19 protein-coding genes are annotated in these 14378 nt (G+C 49.6%); 3 read left to right on the top strand and 16 right to left on the bottom strand.

The window, feature by feature from the left end; genetic code table 11:
* From ON064_RS12495 to ON064_RS12480, 4 genes are all read right to left on the bottom strand, one after another.
* Positions 1–589 (bottom strand): S1C family serine protease (locus ON064_RS12495; RefSeq protein WP_274625018.1); only part of this gene is annotated, 589 nt, incomplete at its 3' end.
* A 178-nt stretch (positions 590–767) separates the two neighbouring features.
* The gene (locus tag ON064_RS12490; RefSeq protein ID WP_274625020.1) at positions 768–2171 is read right to left on the bottom strand and encodes a sensor histidine kinase; all 1404 of its coding nucleotides are present in this window, start codon (positions 2169–2171) and stop codon (positions 768–770) included.
* Positions 2161–2841 (bottom strand): response regulator transcription factor, encoded by a 681-nt coding sequence (locus ON064_RS12485; protein WP_274625017.1) that lies wholly within the window; start codon positions 2839–2841, stop codon positions 2161–2163. Before ON064_RS12485 ends, ON064_RS12490 begins: the two co-directional genes overlap by 11 nt.
* A 79-nt stretch (positions 2842–2920) precedes the next feature.
* The gene (locus tag ON064_RS12480; RefSeq protein WP_274625016.1) at positions 2921–3934 is read right to left on the bottom strand and encodes a GTPase; all 1014 of its coding nucleotides are present in this window, start codon (positions 3932–3934) and stop codon (positions 2921–2923) included.
* 147 nt (positions 3935–4081) lie between these two features.
* Between ON064_RS12480 and ON064_RS12475 the strand changes: the two genes are divergently transcribed.
* Positions 4082–4408: a CHY zinc finger protein gene (locus ON064_RS12475; RefSeq protein ID WP_274625015.1), complete on the top strand. Its 327-nt coding sequence runs from the start codon at positions 4082–4084 to the stop codon at positions 4406–4408.
* Between the two features lie 28 nt (positions 4409–4436).
* Here ON064_RS12475 and ON064_RS12470 read toward each other — a convergent pair whose 3' ends face one another.
* The 8 genes from ON064_RS12470 to msrA all read right to left on the bottom strand — a co-directional run bounded on the left by ON064_RS12470 (position 4437) and on the right by msrA (position 9242).
* Entirely contained in the window at positions 4437–4967 is a 531-nt protein-coding gene (locus ON064_RS12470) for an RDD family protein (RefSeq protein WP_274625014.1), read from the bottom strand.
* Positions 4968–5087: 120 nt separating this feature from the next.
* Positions 5088–5567, bottom strand: a complete 480-nt coding sequence (locus tag ON064_RS12465; RefSeq protein ID WP_274625013.1) for a GNAT family N-acetyltransferase — start codon at positions 5565–5567, stop codon at positions 5088–5090.
* A 23-nt stretch (positions 5568–5590) separates the two neighbouring features.
* On the bottom strand, positions 5591–6418 hold the full coding sequence (locus ON064_RS12460) for a metallophosphoesterase (RefSeq protein ID WP_274625012.1): 828 nt from the start codon (positions 6416–6418) through the stop codon (positions 5591–5593).
* Positions 6419–6616: 198 nt separating this feature from the next.
* Positions 6617–7000: a hypothetical protein gene (locus ON064_RS12455; protein ID WP_274625011.1), complete on the bottom strand. Its 384-nt coding sequence runs from the start codon at positions 6998–7000 to the stop codon at positions 6617–6619.
* Positions 6921–7385: an ABC-2 transporter permease gene (locus ON064_RS12450; protein ID WP_274625010.1), complete on the bottom strand. Its 465-nt coding sequence runs from the start codon at positions 7383–7385 to the stop codon at positions 6921–6923. Before ON064_RS12450 ends, ON064_RS12455 begins: the two co-directional genes overlap by 80 nt.
* On the bottom strand, positions 7382–8263 hold the full coding sequence (locus ON064_RS12445; RefSeq protein ID WP_274625009.1) for an ABC transporter ATP-binding protein: 882 nt from the start codon (positions 8261–8263) through the stop codon (positions 7382–7384). The genes ON064_RS12450 and ON064_RS12445 overlap by 4 nt, the downstream gene beginning before the upstream one ends.
* Positions 8260–8454: a PLD nuclease N-terminal domain-containing protein gene (locus ON064_RS12440; protein ID WP_175578509.1), complete on the bottom strand. Its 195-nt coding sequence runs from the start codon at positions 8452–8454 to the stop codon at positions 8260–8262. The genes ON064_RS12445 and ON064_RS12440 overlap by 4 nt, the downstream gene beginning before the upstream one ends.
* A 116-nt stretch (positions 8455–8570) precedes the next feature.
* Positions 8571–9242, bottom strand: a complete 672-nt coding sequence (gene msrA / locus ON064_RS12435) for a peptide-methionine (S)-S-oxide reductase MsrA (RefSeq protein WP_407951618.1) — start codon at positions 9240–9242, stop codon at positions 8571–8573.
* A 107-nt stretch (positions 9243–9349) separates the two neighbouring features.
* Here msrA and ON064_RS12430 point away from each other — a divergent pair, with 107 nt between their 5' ends.
* Positions 9350–9934, top strand: a complete 585-nt coding sequence (locus ON064_RS12430; protein WP_274625008.1) for a protein-L-isoaspartate(D-aspartate) O-methyltransferase — start codon at positions 9350–9352, stop codon at positions 9932–9934.
* Between the two features lie 21 nt (positions 9935–9955).
* Here the strand turns inward: ON064_RS12430 and ON064_RS12425 are convergent, their stop codons facing one another.
* Complete coding sequence (locus tag ON064_RS12425) at positions 9956–10441, bottom strand: DUF2243 domain-containing protein (protein WP_274625007.1); 486 nt, start codon at positions 10439–10441, stop codon at positions 9956–9958.
* A 161-nt stretch (positions 10442–10602) separates the two neighbouring features.
* Between ON064_RS12425 and ON064_RS12420 the strand changes: the two genes are divergently transcribed.
* Positions 10603–11307 (top strand): Na-translocating system protein MpsC family protein, encoded by a 705-nt coding sequence (locus ON064_RS12420; protein WP_274625006.1) that lies wholly within the window; start codon positions 10603–10605, stop codon positions 11305–11307.
* A 43-nt stretch (positions 11308–11350) separates the two neighbouring features.
* Here the strand turns inward: ON064_RS12420 and ON064_RS12415 are convergent, their stop codons facing one another.
* The 3 genes from ON064_RS12415 to ON064_RS12405 all read right to left on the bottom strand — a co-directional run bounded on the left by ON064_RS12415 (position 11351) and on the right by ON064_RS12405 (position 14061).
* Positions 11351–11542: a hypothetical protein gene (locus ON064_RS12415; RefSeq protein ID WP_211655206.1), complete on the bottom strand. Its 192-nt coding sequence runs from the start codon at positions 11540–11542 to the stop codon at positions 11351–11353.
* Between the two features lie 167 nt (positions 11543–11709).
* Positions 11710–11916, bottom strand: coding sequence for a heavy-metal-associated domain-containing protein (locus tag ON064_RS12410; protein WP_211655207.1), 207 nt, complete (start codon positions 11914–11916; stop codon positions 11710–11712).
* A 36-nt stretch (positions 11917–11952) separates the two neighbouring features.
* The gene (locus ON064_RS12405; protein WP_211655208.1) at positions 11953–14061 is read right to left on the bottom strand and encodes a type IA DNA topoisomerase; all 2109 of its coding nucleotides are present in this window, start codon (positions 14059–14061) and stop codon (positions 11953–11955) included.
* Positions 14062–14378: the final 317 nt, after the last annotated feature.

Genomic DNA, 14378 nt, shown 5'->3' with positions numbered 1-14378 from the left:
CCGACCCAGAAAATTGGAGGCCAAGCGGGTTGCCGATTGCAATGACTGGCTCACCTGATTTCAGTACCGAGGAGTCGCCAAACTCTGCGACTGTTTCAATTTGTGCCCCAGGGACTTTCAGTACAGCAAGGTCGGTCCAGACATCCGAACCGAGCACTTCCGCTTCGAGCTCTTCGCCGTTCGCCAAGGTCACGACGACTTCTTTAGCGCCTTCCACTACGTGATGGTTCGTGACGACGAATGCAGTGTCCCCTTGTTTTTTATAGATGACGCCCGATCCTGCCCCTGCTTCTTGCGTAGAGGTTTGGGCAAATGGATTATTGCCCGCTTGCAGGTTGGAGACGCCGACCACAGCATCTCCCGTCGCATCAACGGTTTCTGTAACATCTGTCGTGACAATCGCCGAGTCGCTTTGCAGTTCACTGCTTTGGACGCCGGCAGTAGCGGATTCCGTTTCCCCCAAATCGGTTCCAGTGACTAGCGTGCCTACCAGCAACGCACCTGCCAATACGCCTCCGAAACTGGAAGCCATATAGCGTTTCCACGGATTCTTCTGATTGTTTTGCGGTGTTGTATTATAGTAGCCCATTATTTTTCCATCCCCTTTAATGATTGGTTGTCGTTTGCCTTGTGGCTTTCGATATTCTTATCATACAAAGCAGATATGAAAAAATTATGACCAAACATGCAACAGAAATGTAAAGTTTTCGATGCGGGCAGATGCAAAAAAACCTGCCGCAACAACCGGCAGGCTTTCAATGTTTCAATTACTTATTTGATTGTTTATGTGGCAGACGGATCGTGAATTTCGTCCCGCTGCCTTTTTCGCTTTCCACCGAGATTTTCCCGTCGTGCAAATTGACCAACTGGCGGACGATGGAAAGCCCCAGCCCGAACTGGCCGCTTCCGCGAGACATATCCGCTTTATAGAAGCGGCGCCAGATCATCTCCAATTCATCGACCTCGATGCCGTCTCCGGTATCTTCCACTTCCAGAACGGTCGCGTCAGCTTCCGCGCGGGCGCGCAGGAAAATATCGCCGTTATCGGTGAATTGGATACTGTTTTTGACAATATTCACCAGGATTTGAATCAACCGGTCCATATCCCCGTAGATCATCTCACCTGGCTCGGCTTCGATCAACAAGCGATCGCCTTTTTCGGCTGCCTGCATTTGTAGCTGTTCCTGAATGATTTCCAACAGCTCTGCCGCCTCGATTTCTTCTTTCATGAGCGTCACTTGATTCGACCGGATTTTCTCATAGTCCAGGTTTTCATTGACAAGGCGCATAAGCCGCTTCGTCTCATCACTTACCAGGCGGATGCCTTTTTCGCGCTGTTGTTCCTCGATCATGCCGCTCTTCAAGCCTTCGATGATGCCGGCTATTGTGGTAAGCGGCGTCCTCATCTCATGCGAGACATCCGCCATAAAGCGCCGCCTGCGGTTTTCGAGCTGTTCGATTTCTTCATTGGAGCGCTGCAATTTGTCAGCCATGACATTGAAGTCATGCGCCAAATCCCCGAATTCGTCAAAATTTGATTCCGGCAAATTGACTTGGTAATGCCCTTCGCTGATCATCGAAGTCGCTTTGCGCATACGCTGCAGCCGCGTCACGTGAATTTTGGCAAGCAACAAACTCAAAAGCAATGCGAATGGCAAGGAAATGGCGATTACTGCGACGAGCGTCCGGTTCAATTCCGTCACCATTTCCCGGATGCCGCTTACAGGGGAAGCCAACAACACGCCGCCAGCGAGCGTGCTGCCTTCAACGTATGGCAGCGCGACAAATGTCATCGACCGCTCAAAGCGTTCGACATCCCGGTAGACGACCAATGTCTCGCCGCGTTCGATGACATTCCATTCCTCCGGTGTCAGCTCGACCGACGGGAAATTGCCGTTGATCGGATACAGGATCCGGCTTTGCTGGTCGAAGACGATGAAATTGATGTTCTGTGCTTCGAGCACCGTAACATAGGATTGCAGATCCGTGCCCGGGCGCGCCTGTTCCAGTTCCTGTAGGATTTGCTCGCCGTAGCGCTCCAACTCCTCTGCCTTATCCGAATACGCCACCCGCTCGCCGTAAAAAATGAACAGCGTGCTTAAAATGGCCACCGCAAACACGAGGACACCCATATGGCTCGCGATCAATTGATAGAAATACTTAACCCGCAAGTTCTTCAAATTTATAGCCCACTCCCCACACCGTATGGAAGAGCTGGTCCCCTTCCGGAATTTTCTTGCGCAGCCGTTTGATATGGACGTCTACCGTCCGTTCATCGCCGTAGAATTGATAGCCCCACACTTGCTCAAGCAATTGCTCACGGCTGAATACTTGCTTCGGATGCTGCAGGAAAAAGACCAGCAGATCAAATTCCTTCGGCGTTAGATTGTCGATCGCTTGGCCGTCTTTGACGACTTCGCGTGTTTCTTTTCTGACATGGAAATGGGAGGTGCGGATGCCGTCCTCGACCGCTTCATCTTTTCGCGCCCTTCTGGTCACCGCTTTGATGCGCGCCATCAAGGTCAAAGGGCTGAACGGCTTGGTCACGTAATCATCTGCTCCCATTTCAAAACCGATCACTTGGTCGGATTCACTGTCTTTCGCTGTCAGCATAATGATGGGTACTTCGCTTCCCGTCTCGCGGATTTTTCGGCATAAAGCGATGCCGTCCATTCCCGGAAGCATCCAATCCAGGATCAACAGGTCGAAATCCTCTTCCTGGAATTTACGGTAGCCTTCCAGCCCATCTCCAGCGAACTCACCTTCCAGCCCTTCTTTTGAAAAAAACAATTCCAGCATCGAGCTGACACTCGGGTTGTCTTCCACTACTAAAATTCTCATAAGTCCCACCTCCAAATTTACGGTTCACTCTCTGTGTTAAAACAAAAAGCCGCCCTAAAAACGGGGACGGCCACATGGTTCAAGCATTCTTTTCTCGCTTTTTCAGCTTATCATAGAGGCTGCCGATCATTTCATAATCGATGGCGATATTGTTTTCGTACGCATATTTCACGCCGTAGCCGAGCGCCAGTGTCATGGAGCTCGCCACTGTACCGCCGATGATCGAGCCTGCCCCTGGGACAAACTTCAACGCCTGGCGGTAAAGGGTATGGCCGATCGTCTGCGTTGCAGTAATGACGATCATGTCTTTCGCCGCTTTTTTCGTCAAAGGCTTATCGTACAGATTCGACAGTTTGACGATGAGTCCGACCTGCAGCGTCGTCAGCGGCAATACGTCCGACCCTGGGATCGGTGACGCGCCGATGATTCCCGCTGAGACCCCGGCCCCCACGATCCAGCGCGTGGCAGCAGACGATTTCTCTTTCATGCTTTTGGCGAAGAGCAGGTCTTTCCCCTTCTTTTCCAGCAACAGCAAAATTTCCTTTTTCAGCAGATCCAGGTTCTCTCCCGTTTTCGAAGACACCGGGATCACTTTGTATTTATTGTTCGTATGCCCTTTGATGAATCTAATGATCGATGGGATATCTTCTGCCGCATCGATTTTATTCAGAACAATAAGGATGTCTTTATTATGTTTTTCGATCTCGGCGAATTTTTGCTTTTCGCTATCTGAAAAAACCGTTCCGGCAGCATTCAGGAAAAACAGCACGACATCCGATTGCTGGACGAACTCTAAAGTCTTTCTCGGGTTTTCATCATTGGGGTCATTAAGCCCCGGTGTATCCATGAATTTGATGTTTTCGAGGCCGCGGATGTTATAAGGGTCCACGCTGACTGTTTCGCCAGGCATCGGGTTGGTGCTGGCAATTTCTTCACCGATGATTTTGTTCACCGTCGTCGATTTCCCGGCATTGACTTCACCGATCAATGAGATCAATAAATCCTGCTCGAGCGTCTCGCTCACTTTTTTCATCTCATCTTCAAACACTTTGTCCATCGCACGCATGACTTCATCTTCGAATTCCTTAACCATTGCCCAGTCTCCTCCTTCAAGATACTTATCCCTATTATAAAGGCTTCCGGCGCTTGCGACCATTTTCAGCTATCATCCGGCACTCGTCAGCAAGCCTATTTCATAGTAGCATGAAAGAAATATGTGAATTAAAAAGGAGTGCCTGTCATGTGTGAACGCCCTCGCGTCATCGGGCTCGATGTCGACCCTGAAACCCGCTGCCGCCATTACCATTCGGAAAATGACCGGATTGCCATCCGCTTCCATTGCTGCGGAAAATATTTTCCTTGCTTTGCTTGCCATGAGGCTGCGGGCTGCGGCGATACTTCTGTCTGGCCAAAAGAGCAGTTCCACGAGAAAGCCATTCTTTGCGGGACATGCGGCAACGAGCTGTCCATCCGCGACTATCTCGATTGCGCTTCTTCCTGCCCGCGTTGCGCAGCTGCTTTTAATCCCGGCTGCAACCTACATAAGCACCTGTATTTTGAAACATGAGTGTGTGAGTTCAGCTGTCTGCATGATGCTATAGGGGAATCACACTATTTTTATCACTTTTGTCCCGCTCAAGAAATCGTAAAATGAACGCTTCTGTTTCGAAAAAAAAGGCAGTTGTAATGTATAAAATCATTAATCCATAGATGCTCCCTCCGATAATTGCAAGGGACAGGGGAATGCTCTCCTCTTCAGTCCGGATTAAACGGTAGACGAGGAAATGGGACAATTCCCAAGGTAAAAACTTAAGTGCGACCCGAATGAACGAACGGACGATGCCAATTCCTTTCCCATCCCGTCCGACCACTTGTAGATTCATTTTCTTCTTGCCGAACGTGCCACGGAAATGTCCGGCATCAAAAACTGCGAAGTATAATGAAATCGGCAAGGTGACGAGCAAGAAACCAGTCAACTGCGCGATGCCAGGAGAAGATTGAAAAAGCTTTTGAATTTCCGGGAATATAAAAACTGTCAGCACTGCGACCATAAGTAAATAAAGCACAATCCCTATATAATCCAGCATGAAAGCTTTCAACCGGATCCACACCCCTGCTGCAAGCATCTGGCCACCCCAATTCCTTTCTTCTTCTATTCTTCAACCTACTTGTCCTTTCCTTTTATCCATAGAAAATGCCCCTTCCCCAAATCCAAGTAGCGCATGGTTTTGGCGAAGGAGCATTTTTCATTTCACTTTCAGGCACATTGCGAATTGCTCGCCTTTTTTACCCATGACTCTTCTGCCGGCATCTTCAAAACCGGCTTTTTTGTAAAGGTTCTGGGCTGCGATATTGCGCGCATTGACGCCGAGCACAACTTCGTCAAAAACCTCAAATTCTTTTCGCAGAAAAGCAGGCAGAGCTTCAAGTGAGCCCGTTGCGATACCGCGCCCTTGAAATTTCGGATTGACGGAGTAGCCGCGCAACAGCAAGGCTTTCGGGTTGTCAGAATAGCGTTTCCGGTCCTCTGATTCATCCAGCTCGAAAAATCCGGCCACTTCGCCGCGCGCGCGGATGACGATGAAATGCTTTTTGGGATTCCCCGCGTCCCGCTTGATGAGCTCCTGCGGCATCATGGTGAACTCCTGCTGGTCCGCCGGGAGATCGTAGGAGACATTTGTTCTTTTTGTATAGCAATGCAATGTCACTTCACTTTTTCTAATCACGAAAATCGGTCCCCCTACACGAGTTATTCATTCTCTAACGTTACGACAACGACTTCGGGTAAATTGAAAACACGCAATGGAAATCCGCTATTTCCGAGTCCCCGGCTCAACACAAGCTGTGTATCACCTGATTCGAAGACGCCTTCTGTCATGCTCGGAAACCAGCCCTGCCCTGGGGCAATCAAGCCGCCAAGGCCTGGAATGCGAATCTGGCCACCGTGTGCGTGCCCGGCGAAAACGACATCGATGCCTTCGCTTGCATAAGTCTCCAACTGTTCGGGCCGATGGGCAAGCAGCAAAGTAAACGCGTCATTGAGCTCAGCTTCTGCGATGCTATTGCGCGTAAACTCCTCTTCATGAAGATAGATATCCATTAACGGATCGTCGATGCCCGCAATTTGTATAGCTTCTCCGTCCTGTTCCCACATGAGTGATCGATTGCGCAACACTTCGACACCGCGTTCTTCCAAGGCTGGAACGATTTCATCATCCAGCCGGTTCGATGACACTTCATGGTTGCCAATGACATAATACACTTCGCTCATCTCCACCAGCCCGTCGACAGCCGCCAAACTTCTCTCCAAATCGTAGCGGTCGCTGTCAATCAAATCTCCGGTAATGAAAATGGCATCCGGGTTCGCCGCTTCGACTTTATCCAGCAGGGATTGCTGTTGGTCTCCAAATTCAGCATTGTGAAGGTCCGATACTTGAACAATGCGTTTGCCGGCAAATGCATCCGGCACTTTGTCCGATTGGACCGAATATTCGGTCGTGACAATCCAGTTATTATTGACCCAGGCAAACCCCAGCATGAGCAATGCCACAAAAATCAATGCAATCAGTTTCTTCATATTTTATTCCTCAATTCGTTAGTATGGCCCGTGTGTCCATTGTATTGGCCACTACGAGTCCTAGTTTGGCATGCATATTCTCCGATTAAACGGCCAATCCACTGGAGCATAAAAGCTCTCCAGCGCTGCGCCAAATCCTGTTCTTATTCTACCAGCATTCGCCCAAAAGAAAAGCAATCAGCTAATCGCTGATTGCTTCTATACTTTCGCTTTTGCACGGTTTCTTTTCGAGAACCAAATGCCCAGTGCCGCCAGTCCTATCAGGCATACTAGCGAGATCGCAAGCGTCCAGATCAGCGCTGTCATATCCGGTCCGATATCCAGGAAGTAAGCCGCGTAATTCGGAAGTTTCAATGGCGACCATTCCCAGCGGCTGCCGAACAGGCTGTCGATAAGCTGTAGAATAAGCAATGCAGCAAGCGTGAACCCGGCAGCCAATCCTGCATTTGGCATCGACGCGCTTGCAAATAACACCAAGGTCACGACCAGCACCATCCACAAACTATACGTCGCCGCAAACGCCAGGAACTCCCCGAACGGAACCGCTGAAAACAGCACAGCCGTGTAATAATAACCCGCCAAAAAACACCGCCACTATGGAAGCCATAAGCCATTTACTGAGAAAATAGGATACATACGATAATGGCCTTACATATAAAAGAGTCGCCGTTCCATTTCTGCGCTCGCCAGCAATGCTCCCCATATAAGCGAGAACGAGGACGAGCATGCCAATCAGCTGGAATTGACCCATGACCGCAACCAGCAATTGTTCAGGTTCAGGATCCGGCAGTTCGATCACGGCACCATCCGGCAAACCGCCTGTGGCATCGAGAATCTGAGGAAGGTAATAATTCGATAAAGGTTCTGTGACGCCTAACAGAATAAAGACGACGGGAATCCAGAAAATCTTAAAGTTGCGCAGATTCTCACGCCATTCCTTCAATAGCAGTGTCGAAAATTGCTTCATTTTCCTGCCACCACCTTCAGGAAAATATCTTCCAGGCTGGCGGTCTCTTGCTCGACCCCAACCACGGGCAGGCTTTTAACTGACAAGAAACGGAACACGTCCTGCATGATCGGTCCTTCCACTTTTACAGGCACAATAACTGCTGTGCCTTGAACGGCAGCTGGCCACGGTGATTCACGCATAAACCTCTCCGCAGCGTTAGTGTTTTCAAAGCGAATCCGAATTTGCGGGTCCGCATAGCGGCTGCGCACCTGGTTGAGGGAGCCGTGTTCCACGAGGCGCCCATTCTGCAGAAACAATAGTTGGTCTGTCATTTCTTCAGCATCGTTCAAAATATGGGTGGAGTAAAGAATCGTCGTTTGGCCGAGCAGTGATTTCAATAATTCCATCACTTCCCTTCGCCCAGTCGGATCCAAAGAAGAAATCGGTTCGTCCAATAACAGCAAGCTTGGCTGGTGCACCATCGCTTGCGCCAGCCCGAGCCGCTGCTTCATGCCTCCTGAAAAACCGCTGATTTTCTTATTGGCCACTTGACCTAGCCCGACAAACCCCAATGTCCGTTCTGCTTGCTGGCGGGCTTTTCTGGAATCGACGCCGCTTAGCTTGGCAGCCATTTCCGTAAATTCCAAAGCGCTCAGCCATGGAAAGAATCGCGGATATTGAGGTAAAAATCCGATTGATAAGTTTTTCTTGCGCTGGATTTCTCCTGCACTCGCTTCCAAAAGCCCAGCAAGCATCGACAGCGTCGTGGTCTTTCCCGCCCCGTTTGGGCCAATCAATGCCGTTGCACTGCCTTCTGCAAGCTCGAAGCCCAATCCGTCCACTGCTTGTTCAGTGCCGAAGCGCTTTGTTAATGACCTGACTTCCAATACGTTCAATAATTCCGCCTCCCTATGACAAAGTACAGAATCGGTCCGATAATATTCAGCAAGACGATGATCGCCGCCCACATCCACTTCGGACCGTTCGGATTCGGATTTCTGATCAAATCCACTAATGCGAATATCATCAATGCGATCTGCAAAACCAAAATGGGCAGCACCAATAGAATTGTACGTTCATCCAACATGTCCACGTTCCCCCCTGCATCTTTTTTCTCTATTGTTATTTCGGTATGGCTGTCGGCTCTCCCTGCAACAGCATAAAAAAAGACCGCAATCAGCGGTCTTTCCAGCACTCATCACATTACCATTTCAGTTTAAGCAGCACTTGCCGAAGAGCATCCCTGTGCTCTTTGTTGATCGGCCATCCGTCGATTTCCTCGAGCAATTGCTGACGGCTGCCGAAGCCTTTGACAAACCCGTTCAGCCGGGCTGCGAAAGTCGACGGCGTCAGAAGCCCCAGCTCGGGATAAAGTTCTGCCAATTGTTCAAGGGCTTTCGGATAGCGTTTTAAATAATATTTCTGATGGCGCTCCTCCGCTTCCGTAAATCCGTCGAACGGCCGGATTTCTGTTTCAACCGGCTCGTTCAGTTGCTGCTCTTTTTCTATCTTCAGTTTCTCAATGACGTGCTTTTGCTCTTCGGACTGCCAAAACAGCAAGGAAATGTATTGGCGCCCTTTGTATGCGTCGCGGTTCGGGTAATGGCTGCGCCAAAATTCCCTGACGATTTCTTCAAAGCGGATTTGTTCAGGATTAAATGCCACTTGGATGGTTTCCGTATGGTCCCCCATCTGCCGGTATGTGGGATTGTCCGAAGTGCCGCCTGCATAGCCGGTCCGTGTCCGGATTACGCCAGGCAATGAACCGAACTGTGCATCCGGGCTCCAAAAGCAGCCCATCCCGAAGGTTGCGGTTTCGAGATTCATTGTGTCGGGCAAGTCCTGTTCAAGTGCTGAAATTATTGTGTTCTCCATATGAGGTTCCTCTCCTTAAGAGCCGCGCTTTGTGCTTTGGGCCATTTTTCCTTATGATAGTAGCAAGGAGTCCATCAAACAAATCGAACGAAAGCAGGTGTATCTTCATGACTGCGCGTAAACAGGACATCACCGCTTATTTCCGCTCACTTGACCGGGGTTCGTTCATGGATCGCCATCAGCAAGATGCCGGGCGAGACGAAGCTTTGCCAATTGGATATGGCCAGACGATTTCACAACCTTCACTCGTTTTGGAAATGACGGTTGCCCTCGATCTCGAAGACCATCACAAAGTGTTGGAGATCGGCACAGGATCGGGTTTCCAGACAGCGCTTCTGGCAGCTTTTTCACGTGAAGTCTATACAGTCGAGAAGATTCCGCAGCTAGCTGAGAGCGCAAAAAAGCGGCTCGAAGCGAAAGGGTTCGAAAACATCTCGTTCCTGCTGGGCGATGGCAGCCTCGGCTGGCCTGAACATGCACCGTACGACCGGATCATCGTCACTGCTGCCGCCTCGGATATTCCGAAAGAATTGGTGGACCAATTGGCAAACGGCGGGCGCATGCTCATCCCTGTCGGCAATCAGTACAGCCAGGACCTTCTCGCCATCGACAAATCCAGCGATGGGAGATTAGAAAAGACGGCGCTTGAAGCGGTCCGCTTTGTCCCATTGAAAGGGAAGTATGAAAATTAGTGTATAGTAAAGTGACGAGGATTAATCGCTATCCTTTGAAGCATTGCGCAAGACCGACCAGCCAAGCAAAAACAGGAAAGCGGCTGTTCCGAGCCATAACGATTCGTAGAAAACAGGGTCCCCAGTGTCCCTGACTGTATGAAGATTCAACAGCAGGCGGAATACCAGGCTGTCGAATACCAGCAACACGCCGCCTCCAATCAATGCACTGCCTGAAAAGCGCGCTGGCCAAAAGGCTTTTCGCCTGGCCAAATCGGCAGCGATCCATAGAGACAACACCGTCAATGCCCAGCCGATGACCTGGTAAATTCCTTCCCCGGTCAAAATCGCTTGGGGGCCATTGCCTTCGTAGAAATGATGCCATTGCAGGAAAAAATGGAAAATGCTTTGCTCGAGCACTGAAAACATCCCGGCTCCGAACAATAAGCCCGCCCAAAAATTCCGTGAAGTGTGGACGCGCCGGTTTCTTGCTGTCGTAAGATCTGTCTTGCGTTCTGCCGAAACCATTCGATCCACCCCTTTTGAATTCCGTCCGTATCCGTTTTTCCATTTATACCCGCTATGCCGGCCCCTTAATCGTTATTGGCCGTTCAGTGCATTGCACGCCCAATACAATAGACATTGCCTTATCCGGCAGACCAATTACATTACCCAAGGAGGCGATCCATTTGCAGAATTCAAAAACCATGCAAAGCGAAATCGGCGGCTATATTTCAACCGTCATCCGCGAACACTTCGGGAAAGGCCCGACATCTGTATTCGTGATCGTGAAACCACCCTTTGTCATCGTCCACCTGAGAGGTTTCCTAAGCCCGACAGAAAAGATTCTGCTCCAGAAAAACGAGTTTAGGCGCGTGATGGAAATCCGCCATTTGCTGATCGAAGAGCTGAAGCCAGATATTTGCGCTGCCTTCTCCCGTGCTTCTGGCGAAAAAGTCGAATCGATTTATTCCGATTGGCATCTGGAAAACCAGACCGGCATGCTTATCGGGGTCATGGCTAGCCGGGATGCTACAACTGAATTTGACTGGCAGTCCGACGCGACGCAAGAAGCCCTCCACGATTCAGTCGTGGAAGCCAGCCGCAAAGCCGAAAAGAAACCCGAAAGCACCGAGCTGTTCTGGTTGAATGACCGGACCTTATTGATCGAACGCACAGGCTTCTTGGTGGAGATCGAACGTGAATTGATTCGCAATGGGTTGGCCGAAGAACTGAAACAAGTGAAACGGCCTCTCGAAAAGCGCTTGCTTTTGAAAGAAACCCCGTTCCCTGAACTACTTAAACGGGATATCCGTGAGATTTTCCTCGATTGGGAATTCTCGACGGATATCAGTTACATCCTCGTGCTCCTTGAACCGAGTAGACATTCTTAAAATGAAAAAGCCGCCCAATTGGCGGCTTTTTTCTCTATCCAATTTAACCGACAGTCGACTGTGCAGTTTGGCAATGCGGGCAATATTCATATTCCTTTTCTGCCAAACCCTCCACATACTCCATTTTATCGGTAAACTCCCTACGCTCTATAGGCGTTTGCAAAAAGCCGCAACTATCTCCTGCAAACTGGCTGTGATGGATTTTTTTCGTTCGATGATCTACAAAATAACCCATTTCTGCTTCCCCCCTATAAAAAAAGCCGAAAAGAGCCTCTCAAAATGAAAGGAATCTTTTCGGCTTTGCCTCCGGCGCTATGGTCCGCGGCATTTGACCTGTTATATGCAGTTATTGCTATTCAATGATTCCTATTGTACAGGAACACCTACTGCGTGGCAAAGAAATCACTCCACGTGAAACCCAGCTTCTTTAATGAGAAGGATTATCTGGCTTTCCTTGATCTTCGTTTCGTCCAGCTCCAGTTTGACTTCGCCATCTTTCACATCCACCAAAGCCCGTTCAACCCCTGGCTCATTCAGCAATAAATCCTCCAGTTCGTGAATCGGACGTTGTGATTTCGCTTCCGCTACATAGATCGTCATTTTTCTCATCATCTGCACTCCTTCCTGTATATTCCCTGGGAAATATTAAAACTTCATTGCCAATTTCCCCTCTTCCAATACGAGACTGGCATTGAATTTTTTACCGTTCTTCGATACGAAACCTTTAATGACCGGCGTTTTCCCTTTGGTGCATAAGTATTCGATATGTTTTGCCGTTAACCTTTTTTTCAAAAACACCGCCGGGAATGATTGCTTGCAGCCATTGGCATGTTCTGTACAGCCGTAGGAGCCTCTGCGGGAAACAATCGAGCCTTTTCGGCAGCGCGGGCAGATCGCAATTTCCGCTCCTTGCAAAGCAGGCATCTGGTCCGGCATGCCGTTGCTGCGCAATTGCTCCGGCACATCTTGCAGCAGCTTCTCAATGAACTTTCCGATCGTGGCGAGAAACACTTCCGAGGAGCCTTCGCCTTTGCCGATTTTCTTCAAATAGCTTTCCCATTTCGCCGTCATTGACGGGCTCGAGAGCAAATTGCCTTCAATGGCTTGGCACAGCATGCGCCCTTTTTCAGTGACTGACACAATGTTTCTTTTTACTTCGATATAATTATGGCGCTTTATCGTTTCAATGATTCCGCTGCGCGTCGCTTCCGTCCCGAGCCCTTCGACTTCCTTGAGGATTTCGCTATCGGCTACATCTTCCGCGAACTTTCCGCAAGTTTTCATCATGGCGATCAATTGCCCTTCTGTATACGGCTTTGGCGCGGTAGTCATGCCTTCAACAATGGCAATCGCTGCCGCCACTTGCTCGTGTGCCGCCAATTCAGGAAGCGGTGGGTCCTGTTTTGCTTCTTTAGTTGTTGGAAATAAAGATTTCCATCCTTTATCGAGTTCTGTCCGGCCCGTCGTATGGAACTCAAGCCCTTTGACATCAGTTACGACTTTCGTTTCGGCATAACGGTAATCCCGGTGGAACATGCCGAGCGTCGTACGCATCACTTCTTCGTATAAATTCCGTTCGTCCTGCGGCAATCCTTCGATTTTACGGGCTGTTGGCAAGCTCTTCGTCGGGATGATGGCATAATGCTCCTGCACTTTTGTGTTATCGACAAAACGCTTTTTCGGTATTTTCGATGCAATCGGGAACGGTGCATCGATAAGCTTTTGGTAACTCTCAACTTGGGCTGACAAATAGCCGAATTCCGCCGAAGTGATATGGCGGGAATCGGTCCGCGGGTAACTCACCAGTTTTTTCTCATAGAGCTTTTGCATCGCCGACAGCACTTTTTGCGGGCTGTATTTCCATTTCCTGTTCGCGGCTGCCTGCAAGCTGGATAAGGAATGCAAAGGCTGCGGGGGGATATGTTTTTCCGCCGTCTTCAATTCTTTGATATGGCCTTGCGCTTTGCCGTCCGTCAACTCATGAACAGCCAGGAGCTCTTCCGCTTTTTTGCGCTCTTTCGCTTTCAGCTTGGCTTTTCCTTTATAGCTGCCTTTCGCGGCTTTGAATTTCCCTTCGATTTCGTAAAACTTCTCCGGCTTGAACGCCTCGATTTCCTTTTGGCGCTGATAAATCAAAAATACGGTTGGCGTCTGAACCCGCCCAATCGCAAATACTTCGTGGATGCCACGTTCTTGAAGCAACAGCGAGTAAAGCCTTGAGCCGTTCATACCGACCAGCCAGTCACTGATCTGGCGCGCCCGCGCTTCTTCGTACAGGCGCAGGTCTTCCTTGTTATCGCGCAAATTGCGGAAGCCTTCGCGCACTTCATCAATTTCGAGTGAATTGATCCACAGCCGTTTGATTTGTTTGCCACGCACGCCGGTCTGCCGGTAGATGCTGTAGAAAATATTCGAGCCTTCGCGGTCTACGTCGCAGGCATTGATGACGGTATCGGTTTCTTTCAGGAGTTTTTTGATGATATTGAATTGCTTCGACTTGCCGCGGGCTACTTGGAATTGGTATTCGACCGGCAGAATCGGCAAGGAAGCGAGCGACCATTTGCCCCATTTCGGGTCGTAGGCTTTCGGCTCTTTCAATTCGACAAGATGGCCGATGCCCCAGGTAATGAACGCGCCTTCTGGAAAGATCGGATTCGGCGCCATTTCCATATAGCCTTCCCGCTTCACCGTCTTGAACGCATCGCCATACGCTTTCGCCTGGCTCGGCTTTTCGGCTACAATTACTGGTTTCATGCTGTTCTTCCTTTCCCATGCTCTTTGTTTCATTGTACTCTTTCCACTGAAAAATCCAAATGAAAGCTTATTGGCATTTCAGTAGTTAACTGCTTTGTTGGGCGGGTTTTAAATGAAGATAGCGAGGGGGTTCTTGTAGCAATGTTCCTGGAGTTGAGTCGGGCTTCATTTTGGTATTCGCCGCGCTGCTTTGGGTTGGCCTCTTGCCATAAGCCAAGAAGAGCACTTGTCTTATGGCGTCGGCTCACCCTTGGCGCTTGGCGGCTTGAAGATTTCATTGTACGAAGATTGATTAGATAGATCTGCTTCTATATTCA

The sequence above is a fragment of the Planococcus sp. A6 genome, assembly GCF_028823615.1.
Classification (GTDB): Bacteria; Bacillota; Bacilli; order Bacillales_A; family Planococcaceae; genus Planococcus.
This window is presented reverse-complemented; position numbering and strand designations above follow the sequence as displayed.

Coding starts and splice junctions, on each gene's coding strand:
- ON064_RS12485 (WP_274625017.1), bottom strand. CDS start 2,841: ATGAGAATTTTAGTAGTGGAAGACAACCCGAGTGTCAGCTCGATGCTG.
- ON064_RS12480 (WP_274625016.1), bottom strand. CDS start 3,934: ATGGTTAAGGAATTCGAAGATGAAGTCATGCGTGCGATGGACAAAGTG.
- ON064_RS12475 (WP_274625015.1), top strand. CDS start 4,082: ATGTGTGAACGCCCTCGCGTCATCGGGCTCGATGTCGACCCTGAAACC.
- ON064_RS12470 (WP_274625014.1), bottom strand. CDS start 4,967: ATGCTTGCAGCAGGGGTGTGGATCCGGTTGAAAGCTTTCATGCTGGAT.
- ON064_RS12460 (WP_274625012.1), bottom strand. CDS start 6,418: ATGAAGAAACTGATTGCATTGATTTTTGTGGCATTGCTCATGCTGGGG.
- ON064_RS12450 (WP_274625010.1), bottom strand. CDS start 7,385: ATGAAGCAATTTTCGACACTGCTATTGAAGGAATGGCGTGAGAATCTG.
- ON064_RS12440 (WP_175578509.1), bottom strand. CDS start 8,454: ATGTTGGATGAACGTACAATTCTATTGGTGCTGCCCATTTTGGTTTTG.
- msrA (WP_407951618.1), bottom strand. CDS start 9,242: ATGGAGAACACAATAATTTCAGCACTTGAACAGGACTTGCCCGACACA.
- ON064_RS12430 (WP_274625008.1), top strand. CDS start 9,350: ATGACTGCGCGTAAACAGGACATCACCGCTTATTTCCGCTCACTTGAC.
- ON064_RS12425 (WP_274625007.1), bottom strand. CDS start 10,441: ATGGTTTCGGCAGAACGCAAGACAGATCTTACGACAGCAAGAAACCGG.
- ON064_RS12415 (WP_211655206.1), bottom strand. CDS start 11,542: ATGGGTTATTTTGTAGATCATCGAACGAAAAAAATCCATCACAGCCAG.
- ON064_RS12410 (WP_211655207.1), bottom strand. CDS start 11,916: ATGAGAAAAATGACGATCTATGTAGCGGAAGCGAAATCACAACGTCCG.
- ON064_RS12405 (WP_211655208.1), bottom strand. CDS start 14,061: ATGAAACCAGTAATTGTAGCCGAAAAGCCGAGCCAGGCGAAAGCGTAT.